The 20,310-nt window shown below is 35.4% G+C and carries 16 protein-coding genes; 13 read left to right on the top strand and 3 right to left on the bottom strand.

Features of this window, described 5'->3' with window-relative positions; genetic code table 11:
- Nucleotides 1-187 precede the first annotated feature (187 nt).
- Complete coding sequence (locus ABWU52_RS06200) at nucleotides 188-1,213, top strand: quinone-dependent dihydroorotate dehydrogenase (protein WP_353276634.1); 1,026 nt, start codon at nucleotides 188-190, stop codon at nucleotides 1,211-1,213.
- 100 nt (nucleotides 1,214-1,313) lie between these two features.
- A complete protein-coding gene (rnc, locus tag ABWU52_RS06195) occupies nucleotides 1,314-2,006 on the top strand; it encodes a ribonuclease III (RefSeq protein WP_012481989.1) in 693 nt (230 codons plus the stop codon).
- Nucleotides 2,007-2,058: 52 nt separating this feature from the next.
- On the opposite strand, the gene ABWU52_RS06190 is transcribed toward rnc, so the two are convergent.
- From ABWU52_RS06190 to ABWU52_RS06180, 3 genes are read right to left on the bottom strand one after another with little or no spacing between them, the layout of a single operon-like run.
- Nucleotides 2,059-2,658 carry an SCO family protein gene (locus ABWU52_RS06190; protein ID WP_010404358.1) on the bottom strand — a complete coding sequence of 200 codons (600 nt, stop codon included), beginning with the start codon at nucleotides 2,656-2,658 and terminating at the stop codon, nucleotides 2,059-2,061.
- A 35-nt stretch (nucleotides 2,659-2,693) separates the two neighbouring features.
- On the bottom strand, nucleotides 2,694-3,398 hold the full coding sequence (gene dnaQ / locus ABWU52_RS06185; RefSeq protein WP_010404360.1) for a DNA polymerase III subunit epsilon: 705 nt from the start codon (nucleotides 3,396-3,398) through the stop codon (nucleotides 2,694-2,696).
- A 14-nt stretch (nucleotides 3,399-3,412) separates the two neighbouring features.
- Nucleotides 3,413-4,072 (bottom strand): Tim44/TimA family putative adaptor protein, encoded by a 660-nt coding sequence (locus ABWU52_RS06180; protein WP_353276632.1) that lies wholly within the window; start codon nucleotides 4,070-4,072, stop codon nucleotides 3,413-3,415.
- Between the two features lie 163 nt (nucleotides 4,073-4,235).
- Here ABWU52_RS06180 and secB point away from each other — a divergent pair, with 163 nt between their 5' ends.
- From secB to ABWU52_RS06125, 11 genes are all read left to right on the top strand, one after another.
- A complete protein-coding gene (secB, locus tag ABWU52_RS06175) occupies nucleotides 4,236-4,739 on the top strand; it encodes a protein-export chaperone SecB (RefSeq protein ID WP_264330773.1) in 504 nt (167 codons plus the stop codon).
- Between the two features lie 6 nt (nucleotides 4,740-4,745).
- On the top strand, nucleotides 4,746-7,349 hold the full coding sequence (acnA, locus tag ABWU52_RS06170; protein ID WP_353276630.1) for an aconitate hydratase AcnA: 2,604 nt from the start codon (nucleotides 4,746-4,748) through the stop codon (nucleotides 7,347-7,349).
- 127 nt (nucleotides 7,350-7,476) lie between these two features.
- The gene (gene putA / locus ABWU52_RS06165) at nucleotides 7,477-10,617 is read left to right on the top strand and encodes a bifunctional proline dehydrogenase/L-glutamate gamma-semialdehyde dehydrogenase PutA (RefSeq protein WP_353276628.1); all 3,141 of its coding nucleotides are present in this window, start codon (nucleotides 7,477-7,479) and stop codon (nucleotides 10,615-10,617) included.
- 166 nt (nucleotides 10,618-10,783) lie between these two features.
- Nucleotides 10,784-11,425 carry a protocatechuate 3,4-dioxygenase gene (locus tag ABWU52_RS06160; protein ID WP_064085711.1) on the top strand — a complete coding sequence of 214 codons (642 nt, stop codon included), beginning with the start codon at nucleotides 10,784-10,786 and terminating at the stop codon, nucleotides 11,423-11,425.
- 135 nt (nucleotides 11,426-11,560) lie between these two features.
- Nucleotides 11,561-13,018: a leucyl aminopeptidase gene (locus ABWU52_RS06155; RefSeq protein ID WP_353276626.1), complete on the top strand. Its 1,458-nt coding sequence runs from the start codon at nucleotides 11,561-11,563 to the stop codon at nucleotides 13,016-13,018.
- Between the two features lie 257 nt (nucleotides 13,019-13,275).
- Entirely contained in the window at nucleotides 13,276-13,488 is a 213-nt protein-coding gene (locus tag ABWU52_RS06150) for a hypothetical protein (RefSeq protein ID WP_017532424.1), read from the top strand.
- Nucleotides 13,473-15,542, top strand: a complete 2,070-nt coding sequence (gene nuoG, locus ABWU52_RS06145) for an NADH-quinone oxidoreductase subunit NuoG (RefSeq protein WP_353276624.1) — start codon at nucleotides 13,473-13,475, stop codon at nucleotides 15,540-15,542. The genes ABWU52_RS06150 and nuoG overlap by 16 nt, the downstream gene beginning before the upstream one ends.
- Nucleotides 15,543-15,958: 416 nt before the next feature.
- The gene (nuoH, locus tag ABWU52_RS06140) at nucleotides 15,959-16,984 is read left to right on the top strand and encodes an NADH-quinone oxidoreductase subunit NuoH (RefSeq protein ID WP_264374576.1); all 1,026 of its coding nucleotides are present in this window, start codon (nucleotides 15,959-15,961) and stop codon (nucleotides 16,982-16,984) included.
- A complete protein-coding gene (gene hemB / locus ABWU52_RS06135; RefSeq protein WP_353276623.1) occupies nucleotides 16,977-17,975 on the top strand; it encodes a porphobilinogen synthase in 999 nt (332 codons plus the stop codon). The genes nuoH and hemB overlap by 8 nt, the downstream gene beginning before the upstream one ends.
- Before the next feature lie 690 nt (nucleotides 17,976-18,665).
- Nucleotides 18,666-19,424 (top strand): phosphatidylglycerophosphatase, encoded by a 759-nt coding sequence (locus tag ABWU52_RS06130; protein WP_353276621.1) that lies wholly within the window; start codon nucleotides 18,666-18,668, stop codon nucleotides 19,422-19,424.
- 44 nt (nucleotides 19,425-19,468) lie between these two features.
- Entirely contained in the window at nucleotides 19,469-20,308 is an 840-nt protein-coding gene (locus ABWU52_RS06125) for a glycine--tRNA ligase subunit alpha (RefSeq protein WP_353276620.1), read from the top strand.
- Nucleotides 20,309-20,310: the final 2 nt, after the last annotated feature.

Here is a 20,310-nt window from a genome sequence, read left to right as displayed (position 1 = left end):
TTTGGCTACCTAGAATTACTAGATAAAAATACTGATCAAGTTGTAGTTTACCTTCAGAAAAATTAGTTTTTACTACTTATAGAAACTATATACTTACTATTTTGATAAACCTCACTTTAATCAGCTTTCTACGTTATTCTTGTTGCATGGTAAAAAATAAACTAAAAATAAGCAAAGTGTTTTGCAAATGATATTACGTAATTTATTGTTTTTACTGCCGCCTGAAATTGCTCACTCCTTGGTAATAACGGCGTTAAAAAAGATGCCCTTTAGGAAACCTATAGAGCTACCAGAGTCTTTAAATGTAAACTTTTTTGGTAATAAACTTAGAAGTCCTGTGGGTCTTGCTGCAGGCTTTGATAAGAATGCGGAAGTTCTAAGGCCCATGCTCTCATTTGGTTTTGGATTTATTGAGACTGGTACTGTAACTAAATATCCCCAATATGGAAACAAAAAACCGAGAATTTTTCGGTTAATTAAAGATGAAGGAATAATTAATAGATTGGGATTCAATAATAAAGGGGTGGACTATTTTCTTAAGCAGATAAGTGAAACTAAGCTTGATAATTGCATTTTTGGCATCAATATAGGAAAAAACAGTACATCAAAGGACCAAATCAGCGATTATGTTGACTTAATAAAGATAGTATATGGAAAGAGCAATTATATAGTACTGAACATCTCATCCCCAAATACACCTAACTTGCGTGATTTACACAACAAACAAGAATTATCCAAGTTGTTGAAGTCTATTACTCTAACCAAAAAATCAATTGATAGCTCTGAATCGATACCGATAATATTAAAAATTTCTCCAGATATAGATCAGCAAACAAAAGAAAATATCGCTGAGCTTGCACTAGAATATAAAGTTGACGGCTTAATAGTGAGCAACACTACGATAAGTCGAGATTCTTACTATAATGAGAGTGGTGGGTTGAGCGGCAGGCCATTATTTCAACTTTCAACCGAGTTATTGAGTGACATGTACAAGCTTACTAAAAGCAGAATTCTATTGATAGGATGCGGAGGAATTTCAAGTGGTGTTGATGCATATGAAAAAATAAAGGCAGGAGCCTCTTTAGTACAACTGTACACTGCTCTTGTATACCAGGGGCATCAAGTTGTGAACAAAATCAACCTGGAACTTGCGGAATTGGTAAGAAGAGATGGATTTAGTAATGTTACTGAAGCAGTGGGTTGTATACATTAGACTGTACATTTTGGAAGTTATGGATATTGTCTTAGTGAAATAGAGCTAACTTTTTAGTGTAGAGGTATGATAGAGAGTGCTTTTCTATTGAATGATTAATATGAGAGTTTTGAACGATACAATATCTAAAGTTATTAATTATAAATTTACAGATTATGCAATATTAGAAGAGGCATTAACCCACCCAAGCGTAAATAAGAGAAATAGCGAAGACCAGGTTGTAAGCTACGAAAGGCTAGAGTTTTTGGGCGATAGTGTTTTGAATATGGTTGTATCTGTTATGCTGTTTAAAATGTTTCCTGAAGAAAAAGAAGGAGCATTGGCAAAAAGAAAAACGGATTTAGTTTGTGGCAGTACCATTGCTAATGTTGCTAAAGAAATAGAGTTAGGTAACTTTATTATCATGAATAATAGTGAACGTTGTAACGGAGGAAAATGTAACTTAAAAAATTTAGAAAATTCGCTTGAAGCACTAATAGGTGCAATTTATATTGACGGCGGACTTGAGAGTGTTGAGAAATTTATTATCCGACATTGGGAAAAGCTAGCTAAGGACATCCTCGATCCTCCTCAAGATCCTAAAACTTCACTGCAAGAATGGACTCAGAGAAATAAATTACCTTTACCGAAGTATGAGCTTGTAAAACAAACTGGACCAGCACACAATCCTGAATTTACTATATCAGTTTGCATAGAGAGTTATGACAAAGTTTCTGCATGCGCTCCTAGTAAGAAAATTGCTGAACAAAAAGCTGCTGAGTTGATCCTAGAAAAAATTAAAAAAACGACTTAGTTTAATCAAAATAGCCGTTAGCATAAATTTAAAGTAAGCTAAGCTCTTTAGTTCAGCTTACATATTTTTTTATCTCAGCCAGAATCTTATCAGATTGACTTTCATCTGAATTTAAATCAGCTACAAAGTGTGTGACATATTTTCCTTCAGGGCTAATAAGGTATATCATTGAAGAATGGTTAATTTCCTCTTCTCCATCTACTTTACTTGCATATACTTTATACTTTGCAACTACTTCATCTATTTTTTGTCTTTCACCAGTTAGCATTTGTATTCTATGGTCAAATTGCTGCTGAAATTCTTTAAGCCTTTCTGTGTTATCGCGCTCAGGATCAACTGTGATAAAAAATGTTTGTAGCTTATTGTCAGTTTTCTTATCTAACTTTGCAAGTGTTTCTGAAATTATTCCGAGATTCATAGGGCAAATTCTTTTGCATGAGGAAAATCCGAAAAAAATCATCATATACTTATTTTTAAAATCACTACTGCGTACTGTTTGTCCGTCTTGATTGATCAAAGAAAAATCTCCACCTACCTTAATTTCTGTATTTTGTGAAACAAATATGCCTTGCTTGGTAAAATAACAATAACCTAAGAAGATAGCTGCTACTGTTATTAGCAAACTAGACAATAACCTTATAAACTTTATCATTAAAGCGTTTCCAATAAAGTTAAATCATATATTGATTAGTTGATTGATTCAATATATTCCTTCCAAAGTGGGTTGTTAATTTTATCTAACAATTTCTTATGCTCATCAATTTCTTTAATACTTGGTGAATGTTCTCTGCGAGCTAAATTACGCACTTTATGCTGAATAAACGTAGAGTTATTGTCCTGAGCACATTCATTATTAAATAAAAAGGTTTGCAATCCTCCTGTAAGCTCAACATAGACCTTTGCAAGCAATTGAGCATCAACTAATGCTCCGTGTAACTCTCTACCTTCTAGCGATATATCAAAACGCTTGCATAATGCATTTAAAGAAGCAGGTGATCCTACAAACTTTTTTCTTGCAAGTGGTAATGTATCTAGCACTCTATCTGAGGAAATTAACCCGGCATTCAATTTGTTTAACTCCATATTAAGGAACTTAATATCAAACTCAGCATTATGAATTACCAAGATGTCATTAGATATGAAGTCAAGAAATTCAAGTGCAACATCTGAAAATAGTGGCTTATCTTCCAAAAACTCCTCACTAATACCATGAATCTTAAATGAGTGGTAAGGTATATCTCTCTCTGGATTAAGATATCGATGAAATGTTTTACCTGTTGGAATACGGTTAATTAGTTCTACACATCCTATCTCAATAATTCGATGGCCAGACTCAGTGTCAAGACCTGTAGTTTCAGTATCAAGTACTATTTCTCGTAGCCTACTTTCCATCGGTGTAACTAATCTTACTTGTCATTTGCTGTTAAATTTTTATCGGTACTTGCCTTCTTATAGTTAATGGAAACAAGCAACCAGGTTGGATCTGATGAATTAATATTTTTTTTGAATTGCCATACATCCTCAACTTTGTTAATAGTAGACGTACTACCTGATATGATGTCTCCTTCACCATTCTTAACGAAGTTAATTTGCTCTGAAAGGAAGTATACTGCAATAAATACTACGTTTTTTACTAGCTTTATTTCTAAGATCTTTTGTGAAACGATAGAAACAATTATGGACTCATGTGTCTCTTTACGATGTTTAATCTTATCCACAAAACTGTTATATAAGTCTTTGTCCAGAAGGGATTTTAATTGAGGTAAATTTCCTTGGTTAAAATATTTTATTATTAATTCAAAAGCTATGCTTGAACCTTCTATAAAATTGGAAATAGAGAACTCTCTGTTTTTTTGTAATATTTGTTCATAAGTAGCTTCTATTGAACTTTTGTTATTGCTATAAGTATAATCTTCGATATTTTCTACCACATCCTCTTTACTTTGACTTACATCTAATACACCTGTTAGCTTTTTTAGATTGAGACTGGATGATCTTCCTAAAGAATTATATAAGCGTGAAAAAATAAACGCCGCTAGTAAAGCATATATTACAAGCTCTATCATGGTAACTTACTCCTTGATATATAAAGTATCTAAATATTATTAATTATTGATAAAAATATGTTTTTCATATTAACCTATAGTTAGGTTTACTATTCATTTGTAAATAGATATATTATATAAGAAAGTATTAAACATCTCAACTTAATTAAAGGAGACGTAAGAAATGTCACAACACAAAATGAAAATTCATGGTCAGTATGTCAAAGATTTTTCGTTTGAGAATCCAAATTCGCCATTCCTTCCTTCTAGTAGAGCTCCTGATATTAATGTAATGGTTAATATTAATTCAGCAAAATTAGAAGGAACAGAAAATAAAAAAGGAATAAGTGAAGAAAAGCCTTTTCATGAAATTACTTTGCATATAGAAGCCAAAGCAACGGTAAAAGATGAAGATGTAAAAGATGATATAGCTTTCATTTGCGAGGTAAAGTATTGCGGTATTTTTTCAATAGAAAACTTTACAGAGCTAAGTGAAGAAGAGGTGAGACAAGCTTTATTTATTGGTGGACCTACTTTTCTTTTCCCTTTTGCAAGAGAAATAATTGCAAGAACTACAAGTAGTGGTGGGTTTCCTCCACTTATGCTAGATCCTATAGATTTTGAAACTATGTATCAGCAGCAAAGTCAACAACAAAAAAGTAGCGCTAGTAATTCCAATTTTAACTAATACAGGATGAACAATTCTTTAAATGCAAAGACGACTTTAAATATTGATGGAAGGTTATATAACTACTTTAACCTAAGTAACGCTGGTAAATTCTTAGGAGTAAATTTAACCAAATTGCCTTGTTCACTCAAGGTATTGCTTGAAAATTTATTGCGCAACGAAGATGGAGTAAGCGTTAAATTAGATGATATAAAGATATTAGCAAATTGCGTCAAGAAACACATTAATCACGAAATTAGCTACAAGCCAGCAAGGGTTTTGATGCAGGATTTCACAGGAGTTCCTGCTGTCGTTGACTTAGCTTCAATGCGTAATTATGTGAAGAAAAACGGAGGTAACCCAAGCAAAATAAATCCATCTGTACCTGTTGATCTTGTGATCGATCACTCTGTTCAAGTAGATAGTTACGGAAGCACTTCTGCATTTGGTAAAAACGTTGCACTGGAAGTAAAAAGAAATTTGGAGAGATATCAATTCTTAAAATGGGGAGAGTCATCCTTCACAAATTTTAGAGTAGTGCCACCAGGTACTGGAATTTGCCACCAAGTGAATCTTGAATATTTAGCGCAAGTTGTATGTAACGATAGCGGAGTTCTATATCCAGATACCTTAGTCGGTACAGATAGTCACACTACTATGGTAAATGGTTTGTCGGTTCTTGGTTGGGGTGTTGGTGGAATAGAAGCTGAGTCTGTGATGCTTGGTCAACCAATTAGTATGGTAATTCCAGAAGTAGTAGGATTTAAATTAATAGGAAGACTTTCAGAGGGAGTAACAGCAACTGATCTAGTGCTAACGATTACTAATATCCTGAGAACAAAAGGCGTTGTTGGCAGATTTGTGGAATTTTATGGTGATGGCTTAGATTGTTTATCTTTGGCAGATAGAGCAACCATAGCTAATATGGCTCCAGAGTATGGTGCAACTTGTGGATTCTTTCCAATTGATCAGAAGACACTAGATTATTTAAACTTAACCGGAAGGCCAAAAGAGTTGGTTAAATTGGTTGAAGTCTATGCAAAAGAACAAGGGCTGTGGCGTAGTAATGACGAATTGGCGTTCTTTGACACACTGGAGCTTGATTTATCGAGCGTAGAGCCAGTAATGGCCGGTCCAAAAAGACCGCAAGATAAGGTTTTTCTTTCGCAAGTGGCAGAATCTTTTTCTAAATCATTTCCAGTTAATGAGTCAGAGGAAAGCGATAAACTCCAAGATGGAAGTGTAGTTATTGCAGCAATAACAAGCTGCACTAATACTTCAAACCCAAGTGTAATGATTGCTGCTGGACTTGTAGCGCGTAATGCAGTCAACCTTGGATTAAAATCAAAGCCTTGGGTTAAAACTTCTCTTGCTCCAGGGTCACAAGTTGTAACAGAATATTTAGAAAAGTCAGGGTTACAGGAAGATCTAAGTGCTTTGGGTTTTAATTTGGTTGGGTATGGTTGTACAACTTGTATTGGAAACTCCGGTCCGCTTCATAAAGATATAGAAAGTGATATTAAGGATAAAAACTTGACTGTTGCAGCAGTTTTATCCGGTAATCGTAACTTTGAAGGAAGAATCCATCCTTTAGTCAAAGCTAATTACTTGGCATCTCCGCCACTTGTTGTTGTGTATGCACTTGCAGGTACTGTACAAATTGACCTGACAAAAGATCCTATATGCAAAGATAAGAATGGAAGTGATGTTTATCTCAAAGATATATGGCCAACAAATAGTGAAGTTGAGAGCTGTGTTAAAAGTGTTGTGACGCGTGAAATGTTCATACAAAAGTATAAGGATGTTTTTTCTGGTGATGAGCATTGGCAAAAGATAAAGTGTGAGAAAAGTGAAATCTATGATTGGGACGCGAAAAGCACTTATATACAAAACCCTCCCTATTTTGATAATTTATCGACTAAGAACAATAAAAGCAACATAGTTGATATAAAGAATGCGCAAATACTAGCGATGTTTGGCGATAGCGTCACTACCGACCACATTTCCCCTGCTGGAAATATTGCCTCAAATAGTCCTGCAGGCATATATTTAAAAGGTCTTGGAGTTGAACCGCAAGATTTCAATTCATATGGATCTCGCCGCGGTAACCACAACGTAATGATGCGTGGAACCTTTGCTAATATCAGAATAAGAAATAAAATGGTGGGTGCTGAGGGTGGCTATACAAAACATATTCCTTCTCAAGAAACTATGTCAATTTTTGATGCAGCAATGCAATATAAAAGAGAAGCTGTTCCATTAGTTGTCATTGCAGGAAAAGAATATGGTACAGGTTCAAGTAGGGATTGGGCAGCAAAGGGTACTGCATTACTGGGAATTAAAGCTGTGATTGCAGAAAGTTTTGAGCGCATACATAGGTCCAATTTGGTCGGTATGGGTGTTCTTCCACTTGCATTTCAGGATGGAGTAACGAGAAAGATATTTGATGGTAGTGAGATAGTGAGCATAAAAGGTGAAGTAGTACCAAATGGAAATCTAGAATGTATCATTAAAAGAAAGGATGATTCAGAGCAATCCATTCAACTCAAGTGCTGTGTACAAACTGCAACTGAGGTTAAGTACTTGATGAGTGGTGGAGTGTTGAGCTATATACTTGCGCAGTCCTTTTGAGCTATCACAGTCATTAACTAGGTTTTTTGAATCGATTCTGGCTCTTTATTTAAATAATAATTTATTCGATGCAAAGTTATGATATAATCTTACCTTACATATGGTAAAGGGTGTTTTGTAGATAATTATGATCAGTTCTATACAAGAACCTAACGCATTACGAAAACGATTGCAGGCATTTTATCGTGCTGATGAAAAAAGTCACGTACGTTATCTTGTAGAAAAATCAGAACTTTCGGCTGATTCAAAAAACATAGTTTACAATATTGCAAAACAAATTGTCGAAAAGATTAGAGGTAGTAAATTAGGCATTATAGATTCTTTTATACAACAGTACTCACTTTCTAACGACGAAGGAGTAGCGCTAATGTGTCTTGCTGAATCATTACTTAGAATACCAGACGATTACACAATAGATGAATTGATCAAAGATAAAATTGCCAACCAAGAATGGAATAAACACCTGGGGCGTTCCTCTTCATTGTTTGTTAATGCTTCTACATGGAGTTTAATTATAGGAAGCAGTATATTAAGAAACAATGAAGAGGATTCAAAATTCTATCACATAATTTCCAGGTTATTGAAAAATTTAGGAGAGCCAATAATCCGCAAAGCGGTGAAACAAGCAATATCCATTCTTGGCAAGCATTTTATTGTTGGAGAAACTATAGAAAAAGCATTGGAAAGTGTGAAATCAGATGACTACAGTAAGTATTTATGCTCTTTTGATATGCTTGGTGAATCTGCTTGCACAGTTGAGGATGCGGAAGAGTATTTTAATTTATACATGCATGCAATAAAAGCCATAGGTGAATCTGCTGACATAAATGATTGCTTTAAATCTCAAGGGGTTTCAATCAAATTGTCTTCACTGCACTCACGTTATGAATTTAGCCAATTTGGTAATATAGCTGAAGAGCTGAGAGCTAAGTTGCTGGAACTGTGTCATGAAGCGAAGAAATATAACATTTCACTTTGTATAGATGCAGAAGAATCAGAAAGACTTGAGATGTCATTAGTTTTATTTGAGCAATTGCGTCTTGATGATTCACTTTCTAAGTGGGAGGGGCTTGGCTTGGCTGTGCAAGCGTATCAAAAACGTGCTTTATCTGTTCTTGATTTTGTTGAAGATGTTGCCATTCGATCAAAGCATAAAATTATGGTGAGGCTTGTAAAAGGAGCATATTGGGACTCAGAAATCAAGCGCACACAAGAATTAGGGTTAATTGGTTATCCGGTGTTTACTAGAAAAAGCCACACAGATGTATGCTACCTTGCCTGTGCGCAGAAACTTTTAAGCAAAGAGAATCACTTTTATCCATGTTTTGGAACTCATAATGCTTATACTTTTGCTACTATAATAGAGCTTGCCGATAAAAATCATCCTGGGTTTGAGTTTCAGCGCTTACATGGAATGGGTAAAAGTTTGTATGATTATGCAATTTCAGAACTTGCAACAAGCATCAATTGTCGTATATATGCACCAGTTGGTAAACATAGTGATTTATTGCCATACCTTATTAGGCGCCTTCTTGAAAATGGAGCTAATAGCTCGTTTGTCAATCAAGTAAATGATTCTGACGTTAAAATTGAAGAATTAGTCTCAGATCCATTAGAAAAAGTAAAAAGCTTAGAATATGAGCCTCATCCAAGCATTCCGTTGCCACGAGATATTTTTGGAGAGGAAAGAAAAAACTCCTTGGGAATGGATATTAGCGATTCAATTGCAGTTTCACAATTTGCAGATGATGTAAGGGAATTTAGTGAAAAGAAATGGCAAGTTGGCCCAATAATTGATGGAGAGTCGTTTCTTGACAGTGCGGAATTTACCGAAGTAGTGAATCCTGCACATTTGGAAAATGTAATTGGAGAAGTGTCAAGTGCAACAAGTGCTCAGGCTTTAAATGCTCTTGAAATAGCACATAGTGCTTTTACTAAGTGGCAGAATGTTTCAGCAGAAGAGCGCGCTAAATGCCTTGAAAAAGCTGCAGATTTGCTTGAGGAAAGGATGAAAGAGTTAATTTATATTCTGATTGTAGAAGCAGGAAAAATTTTATCCGATGCAATAGCAGAAGTAAGAGAGGCAATCGACTTTTTGCGCTATTATGCAATGATAGCAAAAAATGAACTGAATGACTGGAAAAAATTGCCAGGTCCAACAGGTGAAGATAACTTCATCTTTTTTGAAGGCAGGGGAGTTTTCTTATGCATATCACCGTGGAATTTTCCACTCGCTATCTTCATTGGACAGGTTTCAGCTGCACTTGCAGCAGGTAATGCAGTGCTGGCAAAACCGGCAGAGCAAACGCCGATTATTGCCTATGAAGCCGTTAAGATACTACATGAAGCTGGAATACCAAAAAATGTGCTACACCTTATTCCAGGGGATGGTTGGTATTTAGGTAAAACATTAGTACCAGATAATAGAATTTCCGGTGTAGCTTTTACTGGTTCAACACAAACTGCTCAAATAATTAATCGAATGCTTGCTAGTAGAGATGGTCCTATTGTGCCACTTATCGCTGAGACTGGTGGATTAAATGCTATGATTGTTGATAGTTCTGCTCTTTTAGAGCAGGTAACTAAGGATGTTTTAATTTCTGCATTTCGCAGTGGCGGTCAACGTTGTTCTGCTCTCAGAGTGCTATTTATTCAAGAAGATATAGCAGAAAAACAGATAAAAATGATATGCAATGCAGCTCAAGAACTAAAGATAGGTGACCCAATACAACTGAGCACAGATATTGGTCCAATAATTGACAAAGCATCTATTGATATGCTCACTAAACATACGGAAAAAATATCAAGGGATGAAGATTCAAACCTTTTGTCCAAGGTACCCATGGATACAAATTCTTATAATGGTTATTTCTTTCCTCCGTACATTTATGAGATACAAAAAATTTCGCAATTAAAGCAAGAAGTGTTTGGGCCTATTTTACATATCATACGTTTTAATAAGTCGCAGTTAAATGAAGTTATAAGTGATATAAACAATACAGGATATGGACTTACGTTTTCTTTGCAAAGCCGTGTACAAAGTCAGATCGATTTAATAAGCAAGAAAATATCAGTTGGAAATGTATACATCAATCGCAATCAAATAGGTGCAGCAGTTGGAACACAACCATTTGGCGGTAGAGGACTGTCAGGTACCGGACCAAAAGCTGGTGGTCCTAATTATCTGCAACGTTTTTCTATAGAAAAGGTTGTAAGTGTCAACACTACAGCATGTGGAGGTAACATTACACTTGCGTGTTTGGATTGATTTGCAATTTCTAAATTGGAAGTCCGTGCAGTTGTGTATGCAGTACTAAAACCTAAAACTCATACACTGAAAGGATAGTTGTGATTCTAAGGAGGCTTCAAAGGAAGTCTTGTCTTTAATAAAAGAAAAAGGTTGCTATAATTCTGATAAAAGCACTATAAACACAATGAATGTAAAAAATATCTTATTAGCGTTTTTAGTACAATTTATATTCGATTTGTCATTATTTGCAGCTGATCCTATTTTGCTTAATTGTATTGAAACTCCAGGGATTTATGATCTTGAAACAAGGCCAAAAAGCTTTAACTCTTCAAATAATTTAAGAAGAAAACCTGGCTCTCCAAATAATGCAGCAGGAGAATTAATAAATGTAGTGGGTAGAGTTACTGATGTAAATTGCTTACCGATACAAAATGCTGTGGTTTCTATATGGCACGCAGACTCACTTGGCATGAGCTATTATGATGAAAATGTGGAGCTTGATCCAAATTTTGCTGGATCAGGAAGATTTGTAGTAAATAACCTTGGCTATTATAATTTTATTACAATAGTACCAGGTAAAATTGGTGATAGGGCTCCACACATCAACTTTTTGGTCCAACATCCAGATTTTCCAGAATTCACAACACAAATGTTTTTTGCTGATCATAATTGCGATAACTGTGATGATCTTCTTCTTGGTAATCTTATTGAGAGTGGACTTGCAAGCCTTCTGATAGCACCATTTACTTATAACAATCAGGCCATGAAGACCTACACATTTAATATAACCCTAGGTGGGCATAACAAATTTTCTGATAAAAGATAAAGCCCTTGCATATCAGGGGAGTTCATAGTAGTCTTAAGCGCTATTGTACTTAAAATGTATATGAAAAATATCTTACTAATGTTTTTACTATGTTTTATGTGCAGCTTACAATTATTTGCAACGGAGATGTCAACGATGAAGATAACAATTTCTAAAGCTTTACCTGATTTTGAGACGCTAGTGGTAGGTTTGTTTGAGGGTGATAAGCTCATAACTAATGTTCTACAAGATAAGCAAGCTATAGATAACATCAAGAAATTTAGTGGTTTTAATGGAGATTTTGGTGAATTTTTCTCCGTTACTTCATCAGAGGGAAAAAATATTATAGTTGCTGGTCTTGGAATGAGAGATGAATGGGATGAAAGCAAAGGATTAAATATTGGTGGTAAAATATATTGTGAGCTAAGCAGATTAAGAATCAAGCGAGCAGCTATTTCAATCGAGGGCAGTACAGCAAATGTTGCATATGGAGCATTTCTGCGCAGTTTCAAGTTTAATAAGTATAAAACTAAAAAGGATGAAAAAATTACAGAAGTAGAGGAAATTACATTATTAGTAAAAGATGAACAGTTAAGTAGCATTGAAAAATCATTTGAGCGTTTAAAACACGAAGGTGAAGGCATCTTTCTTGCACGTGCTTTTACTACTGAGCCACCTAATATTTTATATCCAGAGTCTTACGCTAATCGTATAAAAGCTGAACTTACTAAACTTGGTCTTGAGGTTGAAGTGCTTGATAAAAAGCAAATGGAAGAGAAAAAAATGGGAGCCCTGCTTGGAGTAGCACAAGGAAGTAGTAAAGAGCCAAAGTTAGTGGTGATAAAATGGAATGGGGCTTCTCAAGAACAAAAACCAATAGCTTTTATAGGCAAGGGTATAACGTTTGACACTGGTGGAGTGTCACTTAAACCCTCACGCGGTATGGAGTCAATGAAATATGACATGGCAGGTTCTGCTACTGTAGTTGGAGTGATGCGTACTCTAGCTGGGCGAAAAGCAAAAGTAAATGCAATTGGTGTGGTTGCACTTGCAGAAAATGCAGTGGATGGTAATGCTCAAAGACCGAGCGATGTAGTCACTTCAATGTCTGGACAAACAATAGAAATATTAAATACCGATGCAGAGGGAAGACTAATACTTGCGGATGCTTTATGGTATACACAAGATAGATTTGCACCGAAATTTATGATCGACCTTGCAACTTTAACTGGTGCTATAGTGGTTGCACTGGGAAATAATGAATATGCTGGTCTTTTTTCAAATAACGATGAATTAGCGAATCATCTGATTGATGCAGGAAATGAAGTAAATGAAAAATTATGGCGCTTTCCTATGAATGAAACTTATAACAAAATTATTGATTCGCCGATTGCTGATGTGCAAAATATAGCTCCTGCAGGTTCTGGTGGAGATAGTATAATGGCTGCACAGTTTCTACAGCGTTTTGTAAACGACACTTGTTGGGCACATTTAGACATTGCAGGCACTGCTTGGCACGAAAAAGGCACTGATATTTCTCCAAGAGGGGCAGTAGGTTTCGGTGTAAGGTTGCTAAATAAGTTGGTTGAGAAGTACTATGAGATTAATAATTAAGGATCTTTGTATTGAGTTTATAGCTTAATTTACGGCTACATGAATGTCTATTTATAAGACGTAGAAAATGATATCATCAAAGTAACTTACATTTTCTTTTTTGGGGGTTCTAAAGTTACATACTTGAGCAGCATCAAGAGAAAGTATTTTGTTCAAGTGATGATTGTAATGATGGACTATTAAAACTTTAAAGCTATTTAGCATTGACGGTGTATACTTAAGTGTTAAAATAAAATAAGAAGTTTTTAGGAGTTTATATGGCAGCAGGCGGGAAAGCGAAAACAGCTAGTAAAAATAACCCTACTCAGCGTAAGAAAGCTGAGCAAAAAATGTATAAAGATAAACCGGTAAAACCTGTTAGATATATAGATCGTGACTCGCGCATGAATTATATGTCTGCTCAATATGACAACGGCAATCTGGTTGAAGATGAGATAAGCGGCAATCCTATAAAGTGGGAAGCTGTATAATAGTTGTGGTTAAAGTTACTATTAATTCTAAGGAATGTGAAGTAGAGCATGGGCTCACTATAATTCAAGCTTGTGAAGTTGTGGGCGTTGAAATTCCACGTTTTTGTTATCATGAGCGTTTAGCAATTGCTGGTAACTGCAGAATGTGTTTGGTTGAAGTGGAGGGTGGACCTCCAAAACCAGTAGCCTCTTGTGCAATGCCAGTTGCAGAAGGGATGGTTATTCACACTGATACCCCTAAGGTTAAAAAAGCACGTGAAGGTGTGCTTGAGTTTTTGCTAATTAACCACCCGCTTGATTGCCCAATTTGCGATCAAGGTGGTGAATGCGATTTGCAAGATATCACGATGGCTTATGGGAAAGGAACCAGCAGACTTGATGAGCATAAGAGGGCTGTGCCAAAAAAACACTTCGGACCACTGATTGAGACTGCGATGAATCGATGCATTCATTGCACTCGGTGTGTTAGATTTTTGTCTGATGTTGCATGTACAAATGAACTTGGAGGAATCGGAAGGGGAGAAAATGTAGAGATTAGCACTTACATAAAAAGGCATATTAGTTCTGAATTATCTGGAAATATCATAGATCTCTGCCCGGTAGGGGCTTTAACTTCAAAGCCTTACTCCTTTACAGCGCGTCCATGGGAGCTATCACATTGTGAGACTATAGATGTGTTAGATGCTGTGGGAAGTAGCATTAGAGTTGATTATCGTGGCCTGGAAGTTATGCGAATATTACCAAGGCTGAGCGAAGAGGTAAATGAAGAATGGATATCAGATAAAACCCGTTTTGCCTATGATGGACTAAAAGTTCAGCGTCTTGATCAACCTTATGTAAAAAAAGATGGTAAATTAGCCCCAGTTGATTGGAATGAAGCACTAACTGTTGCTGCAAAGAAATTAAAGAATACAAAATCAAATAAAATAGCTGCAATTGCAGGTGATTTAGCAGATTGTGAGTCTATGCTTCTACTCAAAGAAGTGATGCAGAAGCTCGGCTCGGGGAATATAGACTGTAGGCAAGATGGAGCAAAGCTTATACCAAATAATCGTGGGTCATATGTATTCAACACCACTATTGAGGGTATAGAAAATGCAGATTTATGTCTGCTTATAAATACAAATCCAAGAATAGAAGCACCAATAATTAACGCAAGATTGAGAAAGAGATATTTACAAGGTAATTTCACTATTGCAAATATTGGTCCTAATCTTGAATATCTATATAATGTTGAAAGATTAGGTGATGGTCCAAACGTTCTAAAAGAAATAGAAGAGGGAAATCACAAATTCTGCGAGTTACTGAGTGCCGCTCAGAACCCTATGCTAATTATCGGTCAAGATGCATTAATAAGAGATGATTCTGAATCAGTTTTAGCTCTAGCTGGCAAAATTGCAGAAAAATTTAACATGATCAGAGATGACTGGAATGGCTTTAACGTACTGCATAAGGTTGCAGCAAGGGTTGGTGGACTCGATATTGGATTTGTTCCTAGCAAAGGTGGAAAAGACATTAATCAGATGCTAAAACAGGCAGAAAGTGGTGAGATAGAAGTAGTTTATCTTCTTGGCGCAGATGAAATTGATATATCAAAGTTAGAAAGTACATTTGTAATTTATCAAGGCCATCATGGTGATAGTGGAGCACACATAGCAGATGTTATTCTACCTGGAGCTGCTTACACAGAGAAATATGCAACTTATGTAAATACTGAAGGGCGAGTACAGAGAACAAATTTAGCTGTTTTTCCTCCTGGTGAAGCAAAGGAAGATTGGTTGATTATAAAAAATTTATCCCAATATTTGGGCCTTTCCTTACTATACGATAATTTATTTGATGTGAGGAAGAAATTATACACTATTGGTCCACAGTTTAGAGATGTTGACCAAGTGGTGAAAAACAAATGGGTACCAATTACCTGTGATGAAATAAAATTAAGTAATATCTCTTTCACTCTAAAAAAGTGTAATTTTTATATGACAGACTCAATAAGTCGCGCTTCAAAAATAATGGCAGATTGTACTAAGAATTTTTATGAACACTCTACTTAATATTTTATTTATTCTAACACCATTATTACTAATAATTCTGGTATATTTTCAACGAAAATTAAACTCTATATTTTTGTGTAAAGAACAAAATACATTAGAAAAACAGTTCGTTTATAAGCTAGTTGATTTTATCAATGATATTATTGCACTATTTACGGAAGGATATGTATGGATGGCAATAACATTTATTATAGTTACCGAGGGAAGAGGGAATTATTTGCCTCTCACAATGATCTTAATTATGATGTCACTAGTGTCATTCATATGCATATCATTTTACTATTCTATTAAGCTAAATGCTGTACAGAAAAGTGTTGTCCTATTGATTTCAATAGGGACATTGTCTTTTGTGTCTAGAGCATTTGCTGTATTTTTTATTGCCACAATTATGAACTATTTTTTTGATTTAGGGTTGCATGTACTTGATATTTGATATTCTTTTTCTTCTTATTCCACTTTTGCTTTCAGTAGCATATTTAGTGTACTTTGAGCGTAAAGTTATTGGTGCAATTCAACTAAGGCATGGTCCAAGTGTAGTAGGGCCATTTGGGCTACTACAGCCATTTGCAGATGCTATCAAATTGATAATTAAAGAGCCGATAATACCATTTAGAGCAAACACCATACTGTTTATTATGGCTCCAATGCTCACCTTTATTTTAGCATTAATTTCCTGGGCAGTTATACCATTTGGAGCTGAAATAATTACAGAAAATGGACAGCAGGTAATAATCCCTAAGGTAATAGCAAATATTAATGTTGGAGTGCTTTATGTGCTAGCTATATCCTCTTTGGGAATATATGGCATTATTATTGCAGGCTGGTCTAGTAATTCTAATTATGCATTTCTTGGCGCTATAAGGTCAGCTGCTCAAATGATTTCATATGAAGTTTCAATAGGTCTAATAGTTGCTACAGTTGTTATTACAACTGGCACATTAAATCTTGGAGAGATGGTGGTAGCGAAACATAATATGCCATTTTGGATTGATTTATTACTAATGCCTATAGGAATAATATTTTTTATTTCTTTGCTTGCCGAAACTAATCGTCACCCATTTGACTTACCAGAAGCTGAAGCAGAGCTCGTCTCTGGGTATAACGTCGAGTATTCATCAATGCCTTTTGCTCTCTTTTTCTTGGGAGAATATGCAAATATGATTTTAGCAAGCGCTATGATGACAATATTCTTTCTAGGAGGGTGGTATCCTCCATTAGAGCTTAGTTTGCTGTATAAAATTCCTAGTTTAATCTGGTTTGTTTTGAAGATAGTTGTACTTTTGTTTATATTTGTTTGGATTAGAGCTACAATACCTCGTTATCGTTATGATCAATTAATGCGTCTTGGTTGGAAAGTATTTTTGCCAATATCGGTACTTTGGGTAATACTCATTTCAGGAGTGTTGCTTTTTACTGGGAATTTGCCTGGATCCAATGTTTAATTTCCCAAATACAAGGTTAAGGCGTAGGCGCTCAGGCAAGTGGATTCGCAATTTAACAAGTGAAAGCACTTTATCAGTAAATGATTTGATTTTTCCCTTATTTGTTCATGACGGAGAAGAAACAATTGAGCCAATTTCTGGCTTACCTGATATCAAATGTTATTCAATAGATGGATTAATTTCTATAATTCAGAAAGCTAAGGACTCGGGGATTAATGCTGTTGCAATTTTTCCTGTAGTTGATAGTAAACTAAAATCTGAAAACGCCGAGGAAGCGTACAATCCTGACAATTTAATCTGTAAAGCAATTTGTGCTGTAAAATCAAATGTACCGGATATTGGTATTATTGCAGACATTGCACTAGACCCATACACTACTCACGGTCATGATGGCATTTTAAAAAGCAGTAGGATAGATTTAGAAAATGACGAGACTGTGTCAGCATTATGTAAGCAAGCACTTGTTTTAGCAAAAGCAGGATGCGATATAGTTGCTCCTTCTGATATGATGGATGGCAGGATAGGAAAAATAAGAAAAACATTGGATGATAATAACTTTCAGAATGTGTCGATATTGTCCTATGCAGTAAAGTACTGTTCTAGCTTCTATGCGCCGTTCAGGCAAGTTGTCGGTTCGTGCGCATCATCAAATTTCATCGACAAAAGTGGTTATCAAATGGATTATAGAAATGCACGTGAAGCAATCTGCGAAATCGAAATGGATATAGATGAAGGTGCAGATTTTATTATGATAAAGCCGGGTATGCCATACTTAGATGTAATAAAAACAGCAAGTGAAAAGTTTAATTTTCCGATTTTTGCTTACCAAGTAAGCGGTGAATACGCAATGATAAAAGCTGCAGCAAATAATGGCTGGCTGGATTATAACAGAGTGATTTATGAGTCCTTAATTGGTTTTAAACGTGCAGGTGCAAGTGCAATATTTACCTATGCTGCACTTGATGTTGCAAAAAATTTGGTATCTACTTAGCAGTGTGGAACATCTAAGTAGGTAGCTGGCCGAAGTGACTTGACAAACCTTCCCACTTTCCTTATCATACCAATAAGAGTATTTATCCTTGTTTTTAATCTCTGCAGATTTAACAACAAAAATTCAGTAAAAAACTCAGGTATATATTGGCAGATTACATAAAATTATAGCGGCTGCATGTCTTTTTTATTTTTTCTACATTCAGCCAAAACACGCTTATTTTAAGCGTTAGCACATTATTACAATGCCAATTTACATTATTATAGGGTCAAAACTCACTACTGGGGGATTCTTTTGCCTTTTTTTTCGCCTGGTAAATTTTTTAATATTTATAGTTAAAGCTTCAGGCCAGCGCGTGACCAGTTTTTATTACCTGTTCTGGATCCCAGTACTGGGATGATGCCATCATAGAGATCAGCTGCTTGAATGATGCCCATATTCCAGTACGTATAACGGTGTTATTCCATAGTTTGAGATCAGATGTAAGAATATTGAAGATCTCATTCCAGTACTGGAATCTAGAAAAAAAGAGCCAATCCCTGGGCACTGGGATGACGATAGAAGGGGCAACGGTTATTGCTAAACTTAGATCGTTTTTAACTATTTGCCTTTTTTCTATGCAAGAAGTGTATTGATAAGTCCATTACAATTCAGTATTGTGAAAAATATAAGTCAAGTGTTAGTTAGGACATGGGGATTTTTTTTCAATTTTTAGGTAAGGTGCTAGGCAAGGTTTTTCCTGCCAAAATAGTAAGCTCTTTTTTAGGAGTGGGATATTTACCGGGTTGGCAGCATTATTGGTCTTCTTTTCTAATATTATTTATTACCGACATTATATTAATGCTTACATACGGAGGTGATTTTATACTATATAAAATGCCGAATACAGGCATAGTTGTAGCTGCCATTTTTACCAAGCTAGCAATAGTTATGTTAGTGCTGCAATTAGTTGGCATATCTATTTTTCATACTCAAGATCCTTCAGCCAGCAGTGATGAGAATATAGTAATACAAATAGCATCAGGACAGGTGATGACTGTTGCGTTTTCGATGCCGGCAATAATGTCAATTTATTATATTGTAAGTAAATTCTATTTAAGTATATGCAAGGCAATACTTCAATGTCCATTTTGGTTTAATGATCTTATGCATTTGTTCTTTTTCTTTATAATACCTTATTTATTTTTTAATATTGTAGAAGTAATAAAACCATGGCCGATAAGTACGATACAGCTTAGTTATAACAATGCAATATCAATCACATTTGAAGGGATTTTTCATGTGTTTTATGCAGTGATTTTATTGTACTTGACTGCATTTATATTCTGCGATCTGACTATGCATGATGCGATTGTCTTGAATAAAAGCATATTTGAGTATGTAAAAGAAAGTTCAATAGCCTTAAGTGACTATTTCCATGGCACTATTAAAAAAATAAGTATAGAATAGTACTTATTTGCTTATATATTTAGTTTAAAAGATATACAGTTTGCGTGAATCTACAGTATATAATAAAGGGGCTACAAGATTTTTGGGCAGATGAAGGGTGTACTATACTTCATCCATATACGTCTGAAGTTGGAGCTGGAACACTACATCCCGCAACAATCATGTCAGCGATTGACGAAAAATCAACAAAAATTGCGTATCTACAACCAGTAATCAGACCTGCAGACGGACGCTATGGCGACAACCCTAATCGTTTATATCAGCATCATCAGTACCAAGTTATAATAAAACCATCTGGCAGCAATTTGCAAGATGTTTACTTAAATAGCTTAAAAGCTCTTGGTGTATCGACAAAAGAATATGATATTAAGTTTATTGAAGATGATTGGGAAAACCCAAGTGTTGGTGCATCCGGTCTTGGTTGGGAGGTTACATGCAACGGAATGGAAGTAACACAACTTACTTATATACAGCAAGTGGGAGGTATTGACTGCAGAATAATTCCTGGTGAAGTAGCATATGGGTTAGAGCGTTTAGCAATGTGCATACAGGGTGTAGATAGTGTTTACGACATAATGTGGAACGGTAGCGGTGCAACTTATGGAGATATTTTTAAACAAAGGGAGCGAGAGTTTTCTTACCTGGCACTTGATTATTATGATACTAAAGTAGTACAACAGCAGTTTGAGGATACAGAAAAACTGTGTAAATTCCTTGTTGAAAAAGAATTGCCGATAGCAGCTTATGACCAATGTATTAAAACGAGCCATCTACTTAATCTACTTGATGCAAGAGGTGTGCTTGGTGTGAATGAACGTACAGCCTATATTAGTAGAGTGAGAGAGTTAACAAAAAAATGCTGTGAATTATATAGAGCAAAGTAGAA

The organism is Wolbachia endosymbiont (group B) of Villa cingulata, assembly GCF_964028285.1.
Taxonomy (GTDB): Bacteria; Pseudomonadota; Alphaproteobacteria; order Rickettsiales; family Anaplasmataceae; genus Wolbachia.
Note: the sequence above shows the minus strand (reverse complement) of the source record. Positions and strands in the feature narration are given on the sequence as shown.